General features: G+C 63.9%; 18 protein-coding genes. 11 read left to right on the top strand and 7 right to left on the bottom strand.

The window, feature by feature from the left end; translation table 11 throughout:
* Window positions 1–53: 53 nt before the first annotated feature.
* The 6 genes from DC31_RS19750 (at window position 54) to DC31_RS18845 (ending at window position 3,577) form a co-directional block, all read left to right on the top strand.
* Window positions 54–236, top strand: coding sequence for a TetR/AcrR family transcriptional regulator (locus DC31_RS19750; protein WP_235201561.1), 183 nt, complete (start codon window positions 54–56; stop codon window positions 234–236).
* Window positions 197–619 (top strand): TetR-like C-terminal domain-containing protein, encoded by a 423-nt coding sequence (locus DC31_RS17860; RefSeq protein ID WP_160173259.1) that lies wholly within the window; start codon window positions 197–199, stop codon window positions 617–619. The genes DC31_RS19750 and DC31_RS17860 overlap by 40 nt, the downstream gene beginning before the upstream one ends.
* A gap of 150 nt (window positions 620–769) precedes the next feature.
* Window positions 770–1,033 carry a hypothetical protein gene (locus DC31_RS17265; RefSeq protein ID WP_051607147.1) on the top strand — a complete coding sequence of 88 codons (264 nt, stop codon included), beginning with the start codon at window positions 770–772 and terminating at the stop codon, window positions 1,031–1,033.
* Window positions 1,034–1,048: 15 nt separating this feature from the next.
* Window positions 1,049–2,953 carry an acid phosphatase gene (locus tag DC31_RS15710; RefSeq protein ID WP_051607145.1) on the top strand — a complete coding sequence of 635 codons (1,905 nt, stop codon included), beginning with the start codon at window positions 1,049–1,051 and terminating at the stop codon, window positions 2,951–2,953.
* Entirely contained in the window at window positions 2,937–3,305 is a 369-nt protein-coding gene (locus tag DC31_RS15705) for a hypothetical protein (RefSeq protein WP_036281766.1), read from the top strand. Before DC31_RS15710 ends, DC31_RS15705 begins: the two co-directional genes overlap by 17 nt.
* Before the next feature lie 95 nt (window positions 3,306–3,400).
* The gene (locus DC31_RS18845; RefSeq protein ID WP_036281764.1) at window positions 3,401–3,577 is read left to right on the top strand and encodes a hypothetical protein; all 177 of its coding nucleotides are present in this window, start codon (window positions 3,401–3,403) and stop codon (window positions 3,575–3,577) included.
* A gap of 175 nt (window positions 3,578–3,752) precedes the next feature.
* Here the strand turns inward: DC31_RS18845 and DC31_RS18840 are convergent, their stop codons facing one another.
* The 3 genes from DC31_RS18840 to DC31_RS15685 all read right to left on the bottom strand — a co-directional run bounded on the left by DC31_RS18840 (window position 3,753) and on the right by DC31_RS15685 (window position 5,313).
* The gene (locus tag DC31_RS18840) at window positions 3,753–3,917 is read right to left on the bottom strand and encodes a hypothetical protein (protein ID WP_200872955.1); all 165 of its coding nucleotides are present in this window, start codon (window positions 3,915–3,917) and stop codon (window positions 3,753–3,755) included.
* Between the two features lie 405 nt (window positions 3,918–4,322).
* Entirely contained in the window at window positions 4,323–4,871 is a 549-nt protein-coding gene (locus tag DC31_RS15690) for a hypothetical protein (protein ID WP_152545458.1), read from the bottom strand.
* A complete protein-coding gene (locus DC31_RS15685; protein ID WP_036281757.1) occupies window positions 4,858–5,313 on the bottom strand; it encodes a hypothetical protein in 456 nt (151 codons plus the stop codon). The genes DC31_RS15690 and DC31_RS15685 overlap by 14 nt, the downstream gene beginning before the upstream one ends.
* A 78-nt stretch (window positions 5,314–5,391) precedes the next feature.
* On the opposite strand from DC31_RS15685, the gene DC31_RS18530 reads away from it, so the two are divergent.
* Window positions 5,392–5,544: a hypothetical protein gene (locus DC31_RS18530; RefSeq protein WP_160173258.1), complete on the top strand. Its 153-nt coding sequence runs from the start codon at window positions 5,392–5,394 to the stop codon at window positions 5,542–5,544.
* Window positions 5,545–5,572: 28 nt separating this feature from the next.
* On the opposite strand, the gene DC31_RS15680 is transcribed toward DC31_RS18530, so the two are convergent.
* Window positions 5,573–5,950 carry a type II toxin-antitoxin system VapC family toxin gene (locus tag DC31_RS15680; RefSeq protein ID WP_051607143.1) on the bottom strand — a complete coding sequence of 126 codons (378 nt, stop codon included), beginning with the start codon at window positions 5,948–5,950 and terminating at the stop codon, window positions 5,573–5,575.
* Window positions 5,947–6,690 (bottom strand): type II toxin-antitoxin system Phd/YefM family antitoxin, encoded by a 744-nt coding sequence (locus DC31_RS18835; RefSeq protein ID WP_051607142.1) that lies wholly within the window; start codon window positions 6,688–6,690, stop codon window positions 5,947–5,949. Before DC31_RS18835 ends, DC31_RS15680 begins: the two co-directional genes overlap by 4 nt.
* Before the next feature lie 284 nt (window positions 6,691–6,974).
* On the opposite strand from DC31_RS18835, the gene DC31_RS20660 reads away from it, so the two are divergent.
* A complete protein-coding gene (locus tag DC31_RS20660; RefSeq protein WP_081813912.1) occupies window positions 6,975–7,640 on the top strand; it encodes a DUF262 domain-containing protein in 666 nt (221 codons plus the stop codon).
* Here the strand turns inward: DC31_RS20660 and DC31_RS15665 are convergent.
* Together DC31_RS15665 and DC31_RS15660 are read right to left on the bottom strand one after the other, a co-directional pair.
* Window positions 7,564–8,211, bottom strand: a complete 648-nt coding sequence (locus DC31_RS15665; protein WP_036281866.1) for a DUF2510 domain-containing protein — start codon at window positions 8,209–8,211, stop codon at window positions 7,564–7,566. The genes DC31_RS20660 and DC31_RS15665 overlap by 77 nt on opposite strands.
* Window positions 8,212–8,290: 79 nt before the next feature.
* Window positions 8,291–9,139 (bottom strand): hypothetical protein, encoded by an 849-nt coding sequence (locus tag DC31_RS15660; RefSeq protein WP_036281752.1) that lies wholly within the window; start codon window positions 9,137–9,139, stop codon window positions 8,291–8,293.
* A gap of 234 nt (window positions 9,140–9,373) precedes the next feature.
* Here DC31_RS15660 and DC31_RS17255 point away from each other — a divergent pair, with 234 nt between their 5' ends.
* The 3 genes from DC31_RS17255 (at window position 9,374) to DC31_RS17250 (ending at window position 12,403) form a co-directional block, all read left to right on the top strand.
* Window positions 9,374–10,033 carry a hypothetical protein gene (locus DC31_RS17255; RefSeq protein WP_051607138.1) on the top strand — a complete coding sequence of 220 codons (660 nt, stop codon included), beginning with the start codon at window positions 9,374–9,376 and terminating at the stop codon, window positions 10,031–10,033.
* Window positions 10,034–10,218: 185 nt separating this feature from the next.
* Entirely contained in the window at window positions 10,219–10,824 is a 606-nt protein-coding gene (locus tag DC31_RS15650) for a TetR/AcrR family transcriptional regulator (RefSeq protein ID WP_036281749.1), read from the top strand.
* A gap of 85 nt (window positions 10,825–10,909) precedes the next feature.
* Window positions 10,910–12,403: an MFS transporter gene (locus DC31_RS17250; RefSeq protein WP_081813911.1), complete on the top strand. Its 1,494-nt coding sequence runs from the start codon at window positions 10,910–10,912 to the stop codon at window positions 12,401–12,403.
* Window positions 12,404–12,414: the final 11 nt, after the last annotated feature.

Genomic DNA, 12,414 nt, shown 5'->3' with positions numbered 1-12,414 from the left:
TTTCGCAACGGTGCGTCTCGTTATTTGAAGTCTACGCCGAATAGGCTGGAAACGTGCCTCGTCTCCGCAGTGAGAAAGCTCGCCAGTCCGTGATGGCGGCGATGCGTGCTGCGGTGACGTCGGATGGCTACGAGTCGGTGACGATCGAGGGCCTCGCGGCCGAGGCGGGTGTCTCGAAGCAGACGATCTACCGCTGGTGGTCGTCGAAGGCCGCCATCTCGGTGAGGCGCTGTTAGAGGGGTCGCTTCCTTCGCCTCCGCTGCCGGTATCAGAGGATCTGGCGGAGGACCTGCGGGCCTGGTTCTCGGCGATGTCGTCGCAGGCCGAGCACGGCGCGAGCGTCGAGGTCGCGCGGGCGCTGATCGCGGTGACTGCGACGGATGCGGCGCTCGGCCTGCGGTTGAACGAGCGCCTGGCTGGCCCGATCGTCGAGCAGGTCGTCTCGCGTCTTCAGGTGGCGCAGGATGCTGGGGATGTGAAAGGCGACGTCAACGTCGCGGTTGTCGCCGACCAGTTCATCGCGATGTCGTCATACGCGGCGCTGCTGGGCAGGCCGTTGGACGAGGCGCGGGTGGATGCTGTCGTGGACGTGCTGATGCGGGGGATCTCCGCGCGCTGATCTTCGACCTTTTTGACCGTCGGGCGGTGCGCGTTCACAGTCGCCGCACCGCGTTCAGGCTGGGGTTGCCTGCGGTTCACCTGACCTCGATTGACTCGGCGTCGCGCCCGTAACGTTCGGGCGCCTTTGTCTGTATCGAGGAGTTTTTCGTTGAAGACCACTTCATTCGCTGTACGTGCATCCCGAACGACCGCGGCGTGCGTCGCAGCTGTGGCGTTGGTCGGCATTGCCGCCCCGGCTGCATCCGCTGCTGAGGCTGCTACTGCAGCATCCAGCGCGAGCCCGATCGCCCCCGCGCCCGACGCGTGGGGTCGCTACTACGTTGACGCCTGGGCGTCGAACGCGACCGAGAACTCGTCCCCAGAGACCAACGCCGCCATCGGCCTTCTCTCGACGATGACCGAGTACTGGTAGCCCGATGTCCCGCTCATGCCGGAGTGGGACGAGGCCGGAAAGTTCCTTCCCGAGAGCGTCGGAACCGTCATCAACCGTGAGGTGCTTGACGCGAACATCGCGACGTCAGCGACCATAGCGGCGGGCCGGACGGCCGAGCAGGGCAACGAGTCATGGGTTATCGATCGCCGCAACCAGAACTACTCGGCGGTGAACGGACTGGGCCCGTGGGCTGCGGAGTTCCGCGCTGGCACGAACACAGGAACCACCATCCCCAGCGACGCACCGGCTGATGCCACCATGGTTCGCTACGACGACGGAGGAAACGCGAACGGACGCTGGGCCGACGAGGACTCCGAGTACGGTGCGATGGTTGCGCTGGTGGATAAGATCCGCGCGTCATCCGCGTCGACGAACCCTTCGAAGGCGTACTTCTCCTATGCGCGTCCATTCCGTTGGAGCGACGACGGCCCGGTGTTACCGGAACTTCTGCCGGTCAAGAAGGCAGATACCGAGGCGCTGAGCGATGGCGGATTCCCCAGTGGCCACACCAACGCCGGATGGCTCGCCAGCTACGCGCTGGCGTACTCCGCGCCGGAGCGGTACCAGGAGATCCTCACGAACGCGTCTGAGATCGGCAACAGCCGCATCGTCGCCGGCATGCACTCGGCAATGGACGTCGTCGGTGGTCGGATCATGTCGACCGCAGTCGCTGCGGCCGCGTTGAACCAGCCCGAGAACGAGCAGCTTCTGTCGGATGCCCGCGACGCCGGCCGCGCACTCATGGCGACTCCGGCATCCGGAGACGACCGCTGGGCCGACCGAGCAGACAACGAGGAATTGTATGTCGAGCGACTGACCTACGGTCTGCCCCGCGTCGGTGACACCACCCTCCCCGTGGTCGTGCCGAAGGGTGCTGAGGCATTGTTGGCGTCGCGGCTCCCTTACCTCACCGACGAGCAGCGCCGATGGGTTCTGCAGTCGACAGGATTGGAGTCCGGATACGCACTCCTCGATGACGCCGAGGGTTGGGGACGCCTCAACCTTTACGCTGCCGCCGACGGATACAGCGCGTTCGATGTGGACGTGACGGTTGGCATGGATGCCGCGCAGGGCGGATTCAGCGCTCAGGATGCGTGGCGCAACGACATCGATGGCGTCGGGGCGTTGACGAAGGACGGAACCGGCGTCCTCACACTGACCGGAGACAACTCGTACTCCGGCGGAACAACGGTTGCGGGAGGCCAGCTCGTTGCCGCTTCTGCGACGGCGCTCGGCGCAGGATCGGTCGCCACGCGTGTCGGCGGCGCGCTGATCGATGCGTCGGATGCCACGGTAACGGTTGCGGGAGATCTCACACTCGCGGCGGGTGGAACGCTCGCCCTCACGATCGACGACGTGAACCCGGCGCTTGCGGTTGCTGGTGCGGGATCGTTTGACGGCGCTCTCGAAGTCACCATCGCCGACGGCGTTGTTCCTGCCGATGATGCCGTGATCGCGACGTTCGCAGGTCTCGGGGCGGGGGAGGGGTTCTCCAAGGTCACTGTGAACGGCGCTCCGGACGGATACGACCCGGTCATTGAGATCCGCGATTCAGCTGTGCACCTCGTCAACGATGCTGCTGAGCCGGAGCAGTTCGTTCCCGGCCAGCCCAGCGTATCCGGCGCGGCTGTCGCTGGGACGGTCCTGACGGTCGATCCTGGTGCGTGGAGCCCTGAGCCGGTGGAGTTCAGCTACCTGTGGAACCGCGACGGCGAGGTGATCGAGGGCGCGACCCTTGCGAACTACACGCCGAACTACCTCGATGTCGGGCATGCAATCGGCGTGACGGTCACGGCGCACAAGGCCGGGTTCGCATCGGCATCGGCAACGGTTACGGTGCGAAGGCACTGTTGTTGCCGGCGTCAGCCCGAGCAAGAGCACCGTGACCGCGGGCGCTGACATCACGTTGTCGGGCGCTGGTTTCGCTCCGGGTGAGACGGTGAAGATCCAGCTGCACTCGACTCCGGTCGAGCTCGGCAGTGCGACAGCGTCGACCGATGGCACAGTGCGCGCGACAGTGACGATCCCGGTAGAGACGGATGGCGGTCAGCACGAGGTCGTAGTCACTGGACAACAGAGCCAGCTCACGGCCAGCGCGGCACTGTCGGTTGAGGGTGTTGCTACGGGCGAAGGCCCGGGGCTCGCCGTGACGGGTGGGTCGGTGGATCCGATCGTCCTGGGCGGCGCGATCGCATTGCTCGCGGTCGGGGCGCTGCTGCTCGCGGTGCGCACGCGCCTGCGTCGCCGCTGACGGCAGCCGGAAACTTCGAAAAGTTCGGTGACCGGCCGCCACCTGCTGGCGGCCGGTCAGTGACGGCAGCGCCTGCTTCGCCCTAACCCGGAGTCATGAACAAGAGCACTCTGTGGACCATCGTCGGCGTCGTCCTCGCCGTGATCATCGCGTGGACCCTGGTCAGTGTGCTGTTCAGCGTGCTGTGGTTCGTCGTGAAGCTGCTCCTTGTCGCCGTCGTCACGCTCGTGGTGTTTCTGGTGCTGTGTGGGGTGTTCAGTCGGTCGGAGTGACGCCAGCTTGGCTCCCCGGGCCCGGTGGAGCGAGGGAGCGTGAGAGTTAGTCGGCGACCGGCGCGACCAGGCGTCCGACCACGGTGCCGTCGGTGAGCTCTGTGATCGACTTCGCGACCTCGACCGCTCCTGCCTCGCGGGCGTTGTCCCAGACTGCTTCGTTGATCTCGGCGACCTAGACCTGGGCAACGCGCAGATGCGCGACGCGTGCGCCGATCTGGCCGAGTCTGCCGAAGCCGATGATGCCGACCTTCATGCCTGCTTCGACGCCGGCGGTGGAGAGCGCGCCGACCGAGGTCATGCCTGCGTCGGTCGCTGCGGCGGCCTGGGCGAACCTCACGTCATCGGGAATGGCGATGAGTGCGTCGGTGCTGACCTCGGCACGGCGAAGCGCGGTGGGAGAGAGCGTCGAGTGTGAGGGGGAGCTACCGGCTGAAGCCGATTGGCTAGCTGTAGACGTCCGTCTCCTTGACCCGATGTGTCGGGCCGTAGTCGATGAGTCGCTACCGTACGAGGTCTCGTTCCTCCATCGCCACTCGGGAATGATCTCCGGCCTGCCGGAGCCGCTTCTCAGGACGTATGAGTTGCCAATCTTGCGTAGCAAGGATGCGCCACCGCCTATGCCACTGGCATAGCGGCGGCCGTGTGCTGTTCCCGAAACGTGACGAGGTTGTCACACCGTCTACCGGGACGTGACTTCAGTATGGCTGGGCTCTATACATAAGGAGTGACCAAGACGGTGCTCTTACAGCAGAAACAAAGTGAGATCGGACTCTTCATCGCCTCGGTTCTGTCTGTAATAGTCCAGCAAACGGTTGAGTTCGCGTGGCGACGGAGCGCCGCTGTTGTAGCGTTTCATCCGAACAGTCAGTTCTTTTCGCGAGATCGGTTGCTCACCGAGGATACGGATGTCGTTGAGGACAGTTTTCAGCGTATCGAGCTGGGCCTTATCGCGCTCGGAAGGCTGCCAACCGAAGTTCGCGATGCGCTGGGTCAGGCAATTCCCGCAGAATCCGAACCATCTAAATGTGCCAAGCGGATGCTCGGTTTCGAAGACCGCGCGGACTCGGTCCATGCGGAGTTTCGCTGTTGGCTCCTCCTTAGGAGTGGTTGTGCAGTGCTGCTCGTGGAACACCGCTCCCCTCAGTCCGGTCCAGCACAGAACCGTGGACGTATCGTCATTCCACCACTTGTCGCGGAATCGCCATGCGCGCAGATCCTGGTGTCCGGGAACCGCGGGCTTGCGCAGATCTTCCGGGTCCATAAACTCAATCACGATGTCATTCCCCTTCAACGAACGCGCGTGCGCGACCGAGGAGCGTCGCGTAGGGGCCATCCTCGATGCCGTAGAGCGCTTCGTCGGTGAGCGGATCACGACGGAAGCTCCATCGGACTCTAAACCCAACCTTTTTGCCCTTGCGGGTCGGCCACGAAAGAATTCCAGGGATGTCGCGTGGTCCCTTGAGTGACATTCGATTCACGATCTCGTCGGCGGAAAGCACGTTAGGGGCAGCGTCGATCCACAGGCCGAAGATCTCCCGCTCGCGAAGGCCAAGTGATTGCCACCAGCGGACTGCAGCTTTCTGATCCTGCTCGGACAGCGTTGCGGCGTTCGTGTTCAGAGCCGCGGCCTCAGCAGGAAAGTGACCATTTTGTTCCGTCCATTCGGCAAACCATCGGTAGAAGTTCGCAACCTGCTGGGTCGGCACAGGGACGGTGATGTCAGTTGTTTCCATTGTCATGTTCTCCTGTCGGGGAAGTCTAGTAAACCTCATTCTATAGATAGCTAATAGCTAGTGTCAAGGTAGGTATACATGCATGATGATCGGGCTCGTCGTCTGGCCGGCGAAGCGCCGTGGGAGAAAGCTGAGGTCTGGGCGGGAGTCACCGGGTTGCGCGATGTGGCGGATGCTGCGAGCGCCGGTCTGTTCCTGGTGTGTCGCGGAATGTTCAGCAAACAGGAGTAGTGAGCATTCGGCGAGTGCGGATATCGCGCTAGGCGACTACCGCGCGGATGTCTTGCCGTGCCGCTGCATCCGCCAGCTCTGTGTCGAACGTGAGGATGCCGGTGACTACGTCCTTGAGTCGTACGGCCGTTGCCAGGTGCAGTGCATCGAGGGTGCGCAGGCCGCTGTGCATGCTGACCGCTTCGTCGAGGATGCCGTCGTTGAGCGCCACGAGCGCCACCCGGTCGAGTAGTTCTTGCGCGGCGTCTGCGCTGATCATGCGACGGTCTGCGACCGCATGAAGTTCTACGGCGAGGAGCTTTGAGGATATGAACGCTGTGCCGTCTGCGAACAATCGACGCACGGGATCGCTACCGTCTTCATCGATGAGCGCTTTCGCGGCGGCGGAAGTGTCGAGGTAGATCACAGGCGGTCCGCACGCAGGTCGTCGAGGATCTCCCGGGTAGATTTGGCGGCTTTGACTGCGGGTGCCTTGAGCGCTCCCGTCTTCGTCGGGAGCGTGACTTGGCCGCTTGCGACGAGCTCCGACCAGGCGTCCTTCTCGGGTGGCGACAGCTCGGCGATCGGTCGTCCGCGATCAGTGACCGTGAGCCGTTCACCCGCGGCGACGCGCGCCAGCACCCGCGCGGTCTGCTGGTTCAGTTCCGTCTTTGTCACGTTGGCCATACCTCCAGAGTACCCCTGAACTAGTAGAAGTAGTAGGTGCCGTTTCTTTCTTCCGACAGCGTCGCTGGAGCGTCCGACATTCTGCTCGATGAGGACAAGGTCGAGACTCTCGCGGACGAGGCTGCGTACTTGAGCCCGTCCTCCAGGCGGTTGCCGAGTGTTGCGAACGGCCATCCGCGCCGACACAGGCTGGTGCGCTCGCTGATGTGAGACGCGGAGGATAGCGTCGATGTCGCGCACCAGAACGTCAGCCGCGGCCAGATTGCGGGCAAGTTCTCGTGCGTGCTGGGAAGCAGACTTCTGCAATTCTGCAGCTCGCTTACGCTCTTCGATGATCGCCGTCACGCGATTAGTGAGGTCTTCGACCTCGCCGATGGGCTCGAACGCCGGATGGACACTGCCATATGTGAGCGCCGAGACCTTGCTGACGAGGTGAGCCGCGACCCCCTGCCATATGCCACAGCGCACAGCACTCAGCACTCAGCACTCAGCACTCAGGCGTCGGCTGAGATGCTCGGCATCAACTGTCTGGCCTTCATTTGGCTTCTGGAGAAGCGTGAGACCTCCTTCACCAGCCGACCAGCATCGGCGGGTGAAGCTCGCTGACACGCTCGAGTATCGTGAACGAACTCATCGCGCTACGACGGAACGATTGAATGCGAAAACTGACGAGACTGTTGTCTCGTTCTTGCATGGCGACGATGCCGTCGATTAAGCGGAGGCCGTGCACCGCGGGCGCTTCCGCGGTGGATAGGCCATTATGAATGTGCGATCCCGCGCGATCAGAGGAGCACACCTTGCCTAATCCGAACGTCTCCGCCCAAGGCTGGCGCACCCTCGATTGGCTCAGAAGCGCGCCCGAGATCAGTGTCCCTGTGTTCCAACGCGCCTACCGCTGGGGCGCGGATGCCTGCCGCACGCTGCTGAATGACATCCGTGTTGTCGCGAATGCTGACGAGCACGAGTCGCACTTCATCGGATCGATCCTCGGAACTGGCGAGGCCGAAATCACCCTCGTCGACGGACAACAGCGACTGACTTCGCTCTTCTTGCTGCTGATAGCACTGCGCGATTCTCTTGGCAGTGGGGACCCCGAGACTGTGGCGGAGATCGACAGTTTGACACATACTCCGTGCCGACGTCGATGCGGGATGGTTTCGTGCTTACTGACAGAAAAAAGGGCGGGGCACTCCTGTGCCCCGCCCGTTCGAATGAGGTCCCCAGTCTCTCATTCGGGGCGAACGAACTCCCCAGGGTCGTCCGCCGGTCCTTGTGTTCCGGCGCGTCACTCTCGCGGTGCGCTGGTCGTCATCGCCTGGTCCACCGAGGTGCGTCAGGCGCTGACGGCTCGCCTTAAGGCTGCCCGAATCCGTACGTGTACTGGCCGGAATCCCAGTTCATCGTGGCGTTGTAGTAGTAACCGGACATAGTGCCGTCGCCGTTGTCCACGTTTGCGACGAAGCACTGGAAGACGGTCGTCTTCTGGGCCAGATCGTCCGTCGAGCCGCCGCCAAGCGGATCGCAGGAGACCTCGATAATCGGTCCGTCGATGATGCCCTCTTCGACATGGCCCTTTGCCATCGTCTTGATCGAAACCTCGACGCCGTCAAAGGCGACCTCACGGCCATCGCGCTCGCGCTGATCGGCTGCGGCCTGTCGCTCCTCTTCCGCCTCGGCCCGAGCCTGCTCGGCGGCTTCTGCCTCTTCTGTTTCCTGAGCGACGGCCACCTTCTCCGCCGCGACCTGATCGTTCTGAAGCTTGATCGCGAAGGCGACACCGCCTCCCGCGAGAACCAGGACGCCGACGACGATCGCGGACCACGTCCTGAGCCGACGTCTTGATGACCGCGAACGTGGCTTGTCCCGGGTTCCGTCGCCAGCGAGTCGAGACGCCGTTTCAGGGGCCTCGATGTCCAACCAATCTTCGCCGTCCCAGTAGCGTTGCTTTCCCGTCAGATCGGGATACCAGCCCACCGGTGCCTTGGGTGCGTTGTCTGACAAGATTGCGCTCCTTGTGTTGAACGTCACGCCGTATCGCGAGTCGAGTGGCAGACGTGTCACACGCCTGCCACTCATCTCCTTACGGCTGAACGAACACCTCGTCAGCCAGCATCCCCGGGCGAACCCGAATCAGCACAGTCTCGCCATCAGGAACGAGGAAGGCCTCGGAACCGGTGGCAGATGCGCCGTTGTAGAGCTCATCCATCCCGATGCTGTCCGACAGCATGACCAGATTGTCGTAGCTGTTTACGACGTTGCCCGCGCTGGTGACGAAGGCGATGCCGACCTCGAGCGCAAGGCCTGATTCATCACCCGTGTATGTGACCGTGTAGTTCACGATCTCGTAGTGCGATCCCGCAGGTGCCGGGTCGTTGAACATGTTGCCGTCGGCCACTGCAGCGGCTCCATCGGCAGTGTGACTGTTCACGACGACGGTCCAGTCGCCGGAACTGATCTGCGAGGCGAGCGGATACGGGTTCTCCCGCGTGCCCTGCTCGGCAGCATCCGCCGGCTCTTCCTCATCTTCCACCGCAGCTTCTTCATCCGCGGGCTGCGTGACGGTGGTGTCCGTGTCGCCGAACTCGTCGGCGATGGCCTCGCTCGCCACACCGGCCATCACCGCGAAGAAGACGACGAAGCCGGCGATCGTGCCGACGACCGACAGGATCAGACCGACGACGCCCATCCACTTGCGGTCGCCCTTGACGAACAACGAGACGATGCTGAGCACGAACGCGATCGGCAACAGGATCCAGCCGACGATCAGCGCGCCGGGGATGCACGCGAAAATGAACCCCACGATGGCGACGATCATCGCGACCAGCGCGACGACGTTCGTCTTTTTGGGTGCGGATGCCGCTGCATCAGCGGGAGGCATCGGAGGCGGCAACTGCTGCGGAGCAGGGGCTGCGGGATAGGGAACGGACATGTGATTCTCCTTGTGGAGTGTGCGTGAAGCACCGGCCTGCCCCACGACGAATGCCGTAGGACGCCGATTCGCACGCACGACGAATACCGTCCTGAACAGGGCGCGAGTCGTGAGTTCGGGTAGAACTCTGTGGTCCGTGCGGACCGGCTGGAGGTCACACTAGGGAAGGGTTCGGACATTGGTCGCGTTCCCTTGAAAACACTGGAATGTCCCGGTTCTCGATAGCATCCGATCATGGCATCCCTCGCTACCCTCACAGACTGCAACGCGGTCGAAGCCGCGCTCGAAGAGTTCGACCGCGTCGGCCGTTTCGCGTTCCTTGAGAAGTACGGGTTCGGTGAGGCGAAGGAGTACTTCCTCGTCACCGAGACCGGCAGCTACGACTCGAAGGCGATTTTCGCCGCTGCGTATGAGCGGCAGCACGGCGTCGGTTTGTCGAGCGAGGACTTCTCGGGTGGCAAACACGGTGCGGGGAAGTGGCTCAGCGACCTCGGTTACACGATCGAAGGCATGGAGTCTGAGAACGGTCGGATCACGTTCGATTCGTTCGAGCCGGCGATGGACGCGTTCCGGTTGTCGGTCGCGAACATCACGGCTGCGCGGGACTTCGTCGCCAATCGTGACTTCGAATCCTTTTACCTTCCGCCGAGTCGCACGTACATCGCGATGATCCCGCGTGGAGGCGTTCGCCCGACTGCGTGGATCAACAAGGGCTTCGTATGGTTCCGCAATGACGACGGTACGCAGGAGGGCATCGCGTTCCCCGAGAACAAGCTCCGCGACGGCGGCCGCAACTCGCGTCAGCGGCGCCGCGAAGAAGCCGAGAAGCGCATCTGCTCGACGCCGGGATGTGGGATGGTTCTGCCCGCGAACGGGGTGTGCGAGTACTGCTGAGGTTTACGCGTAGCGCCCTTGGCCACGTCTCGAAGCGGCCGCCGTAGCCGTCGCTCTCGCAGGCGAGGGGAGCTTTCTTGCATCGTGATTCGCTGTTCGACCTGCTCGCTGCGCGGCCGCGCGCCCCGCATTTGCGATGATGGGTCTGCCCGGCGGCGATTCGCCGGGCAGAGCGGAGCCTGAAATTGAGCGGTGCACCTGAGCGCGTCTCGCGCGCAGAGCAGAAGAGGCGCACGCGTGACGCCCTGATCTTTGCGGCCCGCGGCCTGTTCGTCGCGCAGGGCTACTCCGCGACGACGGCGGACGCGATCGCGAAAGCCGCGAACGTCTCGCGGGCGACCTTCTATCTCTATTTCCGCTCGAAGGCTGAGATCATCATCGAGCAGATGCGCGCGGTCGAGCCCGAGATCCTCGCCGACTTCCGCAAACTCGCGGAGATCCCCGCCGAGCAGGACGCACTGGAAGCCTGGCTCCGCGAGCACGCGGCGACCTGGCGCCGCCACCAGATGGAGTTCAGCGCGATCGTGCAGGCCATGGCCGCCGAGCCCTCGGTCGCTGACGAATGGTTCGAGGAGTACGGACGCATCGTCGCCGAACTGCCCGAGCTGGTCAGCCGCCTCATCGAATCGGGTCTCGACGAAGAACGCGCTCAGGCTCGACTGATCGCCGTCGCGATGACGATCGACCGCGCCTTCTACTTCGGCATTATCGGGGACCGGCCGGACTTCCTCGACGCGATCATCGCTGAGATCGCCTCCACGCTCGCCTTCGGATTGACGGTGCGCGTATAGCTTTGGGTAGACACGTGTCTATCAAGTGAGCTACTCTCTCGGAGATGCACGGCGCCGACGCCGTGCCCGACAGAGAGTTGAGACGATGACGTCCTCCGACATCGCTCCACCGGCAGTGGCCGGCGGAAAGACCCGCGACACCGCACCCACCGCATTCCTCCCCTGGCGCCGTGCCGGACTGGCAATGGCCCTCACGTTCTCGTTGCTGCAGCTGCTCAACGAGGTCGGAGCCATGATGGCCATCCCGCTCTACGGCTCGATGAGCAACGACCTCGCTCTGAGCCCCGGCCAGGCCACCTGGGCGCTGATGAGCACGACCATCTTCGGTGCGGCGACCATCGCACTGCTGTCGAAGGCGGGTGACCTCTACGGTCACCGCCGGCTGATGGTGATCTCCGTCCTCGGCATTGCCCTGGGCTTCGTTATCTCGGCCCTCGCGCCGAACTTTATCGTGCTCGTCATTGGCCGCGCCCTCACCGGAACAATGGCAGGGCAGGCGCTGTGCATCGGCATCCTCAACGCCCGACTCTCAGTGGGCGACCGCACCCGCGCGGTCGCGATCATCGCCGGTGGTCAGGCCATCGGCATCTTCGTCGCCTTCGCCTTCGGCGGCATGATCGTCGAGTTCGGCGGCACCTGGCGCGGCGCCTTCTGGATCGGCGGCCTGCTGACCGCCCTGAGTCTGGTCGCCTTCCTCATCTGGGGCAAGGACTCGGATGCTCGTGTGCGCAACGCCGGCACCCGCCAGCGCGTCGAGGTCGGCGGCGTGCTGCTGCTGGGCGTCGGGCTCACCCTGCTCTGCATCGGCATCGCCCAGTCCACGACGTGGGGTCTGGCCTCGCCCGCGACACTCCTCACCGTGCTCGGCGGCGCTGCGGTGCTGGCCGCCTCGTTCTTCGTCGAGTCGAAGGCGAAGAACCCGCTGCTCGACGTGCGCTCGCTGCTCGGACGCAACCTGACCCCCGCCTACCTCGTCTTCCTGACGCTCGGCGTATGCGGGATGCTGCTCTACAACCTCACCCTCACGCTCCTTCAGGTGCCCGGCGATCCGGTCAGCATCGGTTTCGGGCTCAGCCCGCTGCAGGCGGCCTTCGTCTTCTTGCCGATGACCCTCGCAGGGCTCGTCGCGGCCAAGACTGTGCCGATCATCGTTCGCCGCACCTCCGCAGGCGTCACCCTCGTGATCGGCGGACTGCTGCTCATGGCTGCGTTCACGGCACTGCGCTTCGAGCACACTTCGCTCGCGGTGATCGTCGTCGCGATCCTGGTCTTCGGATACGGCTACACCGCGCTGCTGACGACGGCGCTGTCTGTCATTACGGCCGAGGCGCCGAAGGAGACTGCCGCGGGCACAGCTTCGCTGTACGTGTCGATGGCGCTCGCGGCATCCTCGCTGGGTGGGGCGATCTTCGCAGCCCTGCAGGCGGCGAACTCGGTGCCGATCGAGGGCGGCGCGCTGCCCACGGCAGGGCTGTTCGACACCGGCTATCTCATCGCCGCTGGCGCGACGCTCATCGCAATCGTCTGCGGACTCGTGATCCGTCCGACCAAGCTCGCAGACGCCGTCGTCACGCACTGAGAATCTCGTCT

It is taken from the genome of Microbacterium sp. CH12i (genome assembly GCF_000685355.1).
In the GTDB taxonomy this organism is placed as follows: domain Bacteria; phylum Actinomycetota; class Actinomycetes; order Actinomycetales; family Microbacteriaceae; genus Microbacterium.
The sequence above is the reverse complement of the archived record's forward strand: the minus strand, read 5'-3'. Positions and strand labels throughout refer to the sequence as shown.

Excerpts from the sequence above, each read along its gene's own strand:
- DC31_RS18530 (WP_160173258.1), top strand. The coding sequence starts at position 5,392 with ATGCATGATGATCGGGCTCGTCGTCTGGCCGGCGAAGCGCCGTGGGAG.
- DC31_RS17255 (WP_051607138.1), top strand. The coding sequence starts at position 9,374 with ATGGCATCCCTCGCTACCCTCACAGACTGCAACGCGGTCGAAGCCGCG.
- DC31_RS15660 (WP_036281752.1), bottom strand. The coding sequence starts at position 9,139 with ATGTCCGTTCCCTATCCCGCAGCCCCTGCTCCGCAGCAGTTGCCGCCT.
- DC31_RS15685 (WP_036281757.1), bottom strand. The coding sequence starts at position 5,313 with ATGGAAACAACTGACATCACCGTCCCTGTGCCGACCCAGCAGGTTGCG.
- DC31_RS15710 (WP_051607145.1), top strand. The coding sequence starts at position 1,049 with ATGCCGGAGTGGGACGAGGCCGGAAAGTTCCTTCCCGAGAGCGTCGGA.
- DC31_RS17250 (WP_081813911.1), top strand. The coding sequence starts at position 10,910 with ATGACGTCCTCCGACATCGCTCCACCGGCAGTGGCCGGCGGAAAGACC.
- DC31_RS20660 (WP_081813912.1), top strand. The coding sequence starts at position 6,975 with ATGTGCGATCCCGCGCGATCAGAGGAGCACACCTTGCCTAATCCGAAC.
- DC31_RS18845 (WP_036281764.1), top strand. The coding sequence starts at position 3,401 with ATGAACAAGAGCACTCTGTGGACCATCGTCGGCGTCGTCCTCGCCGTG.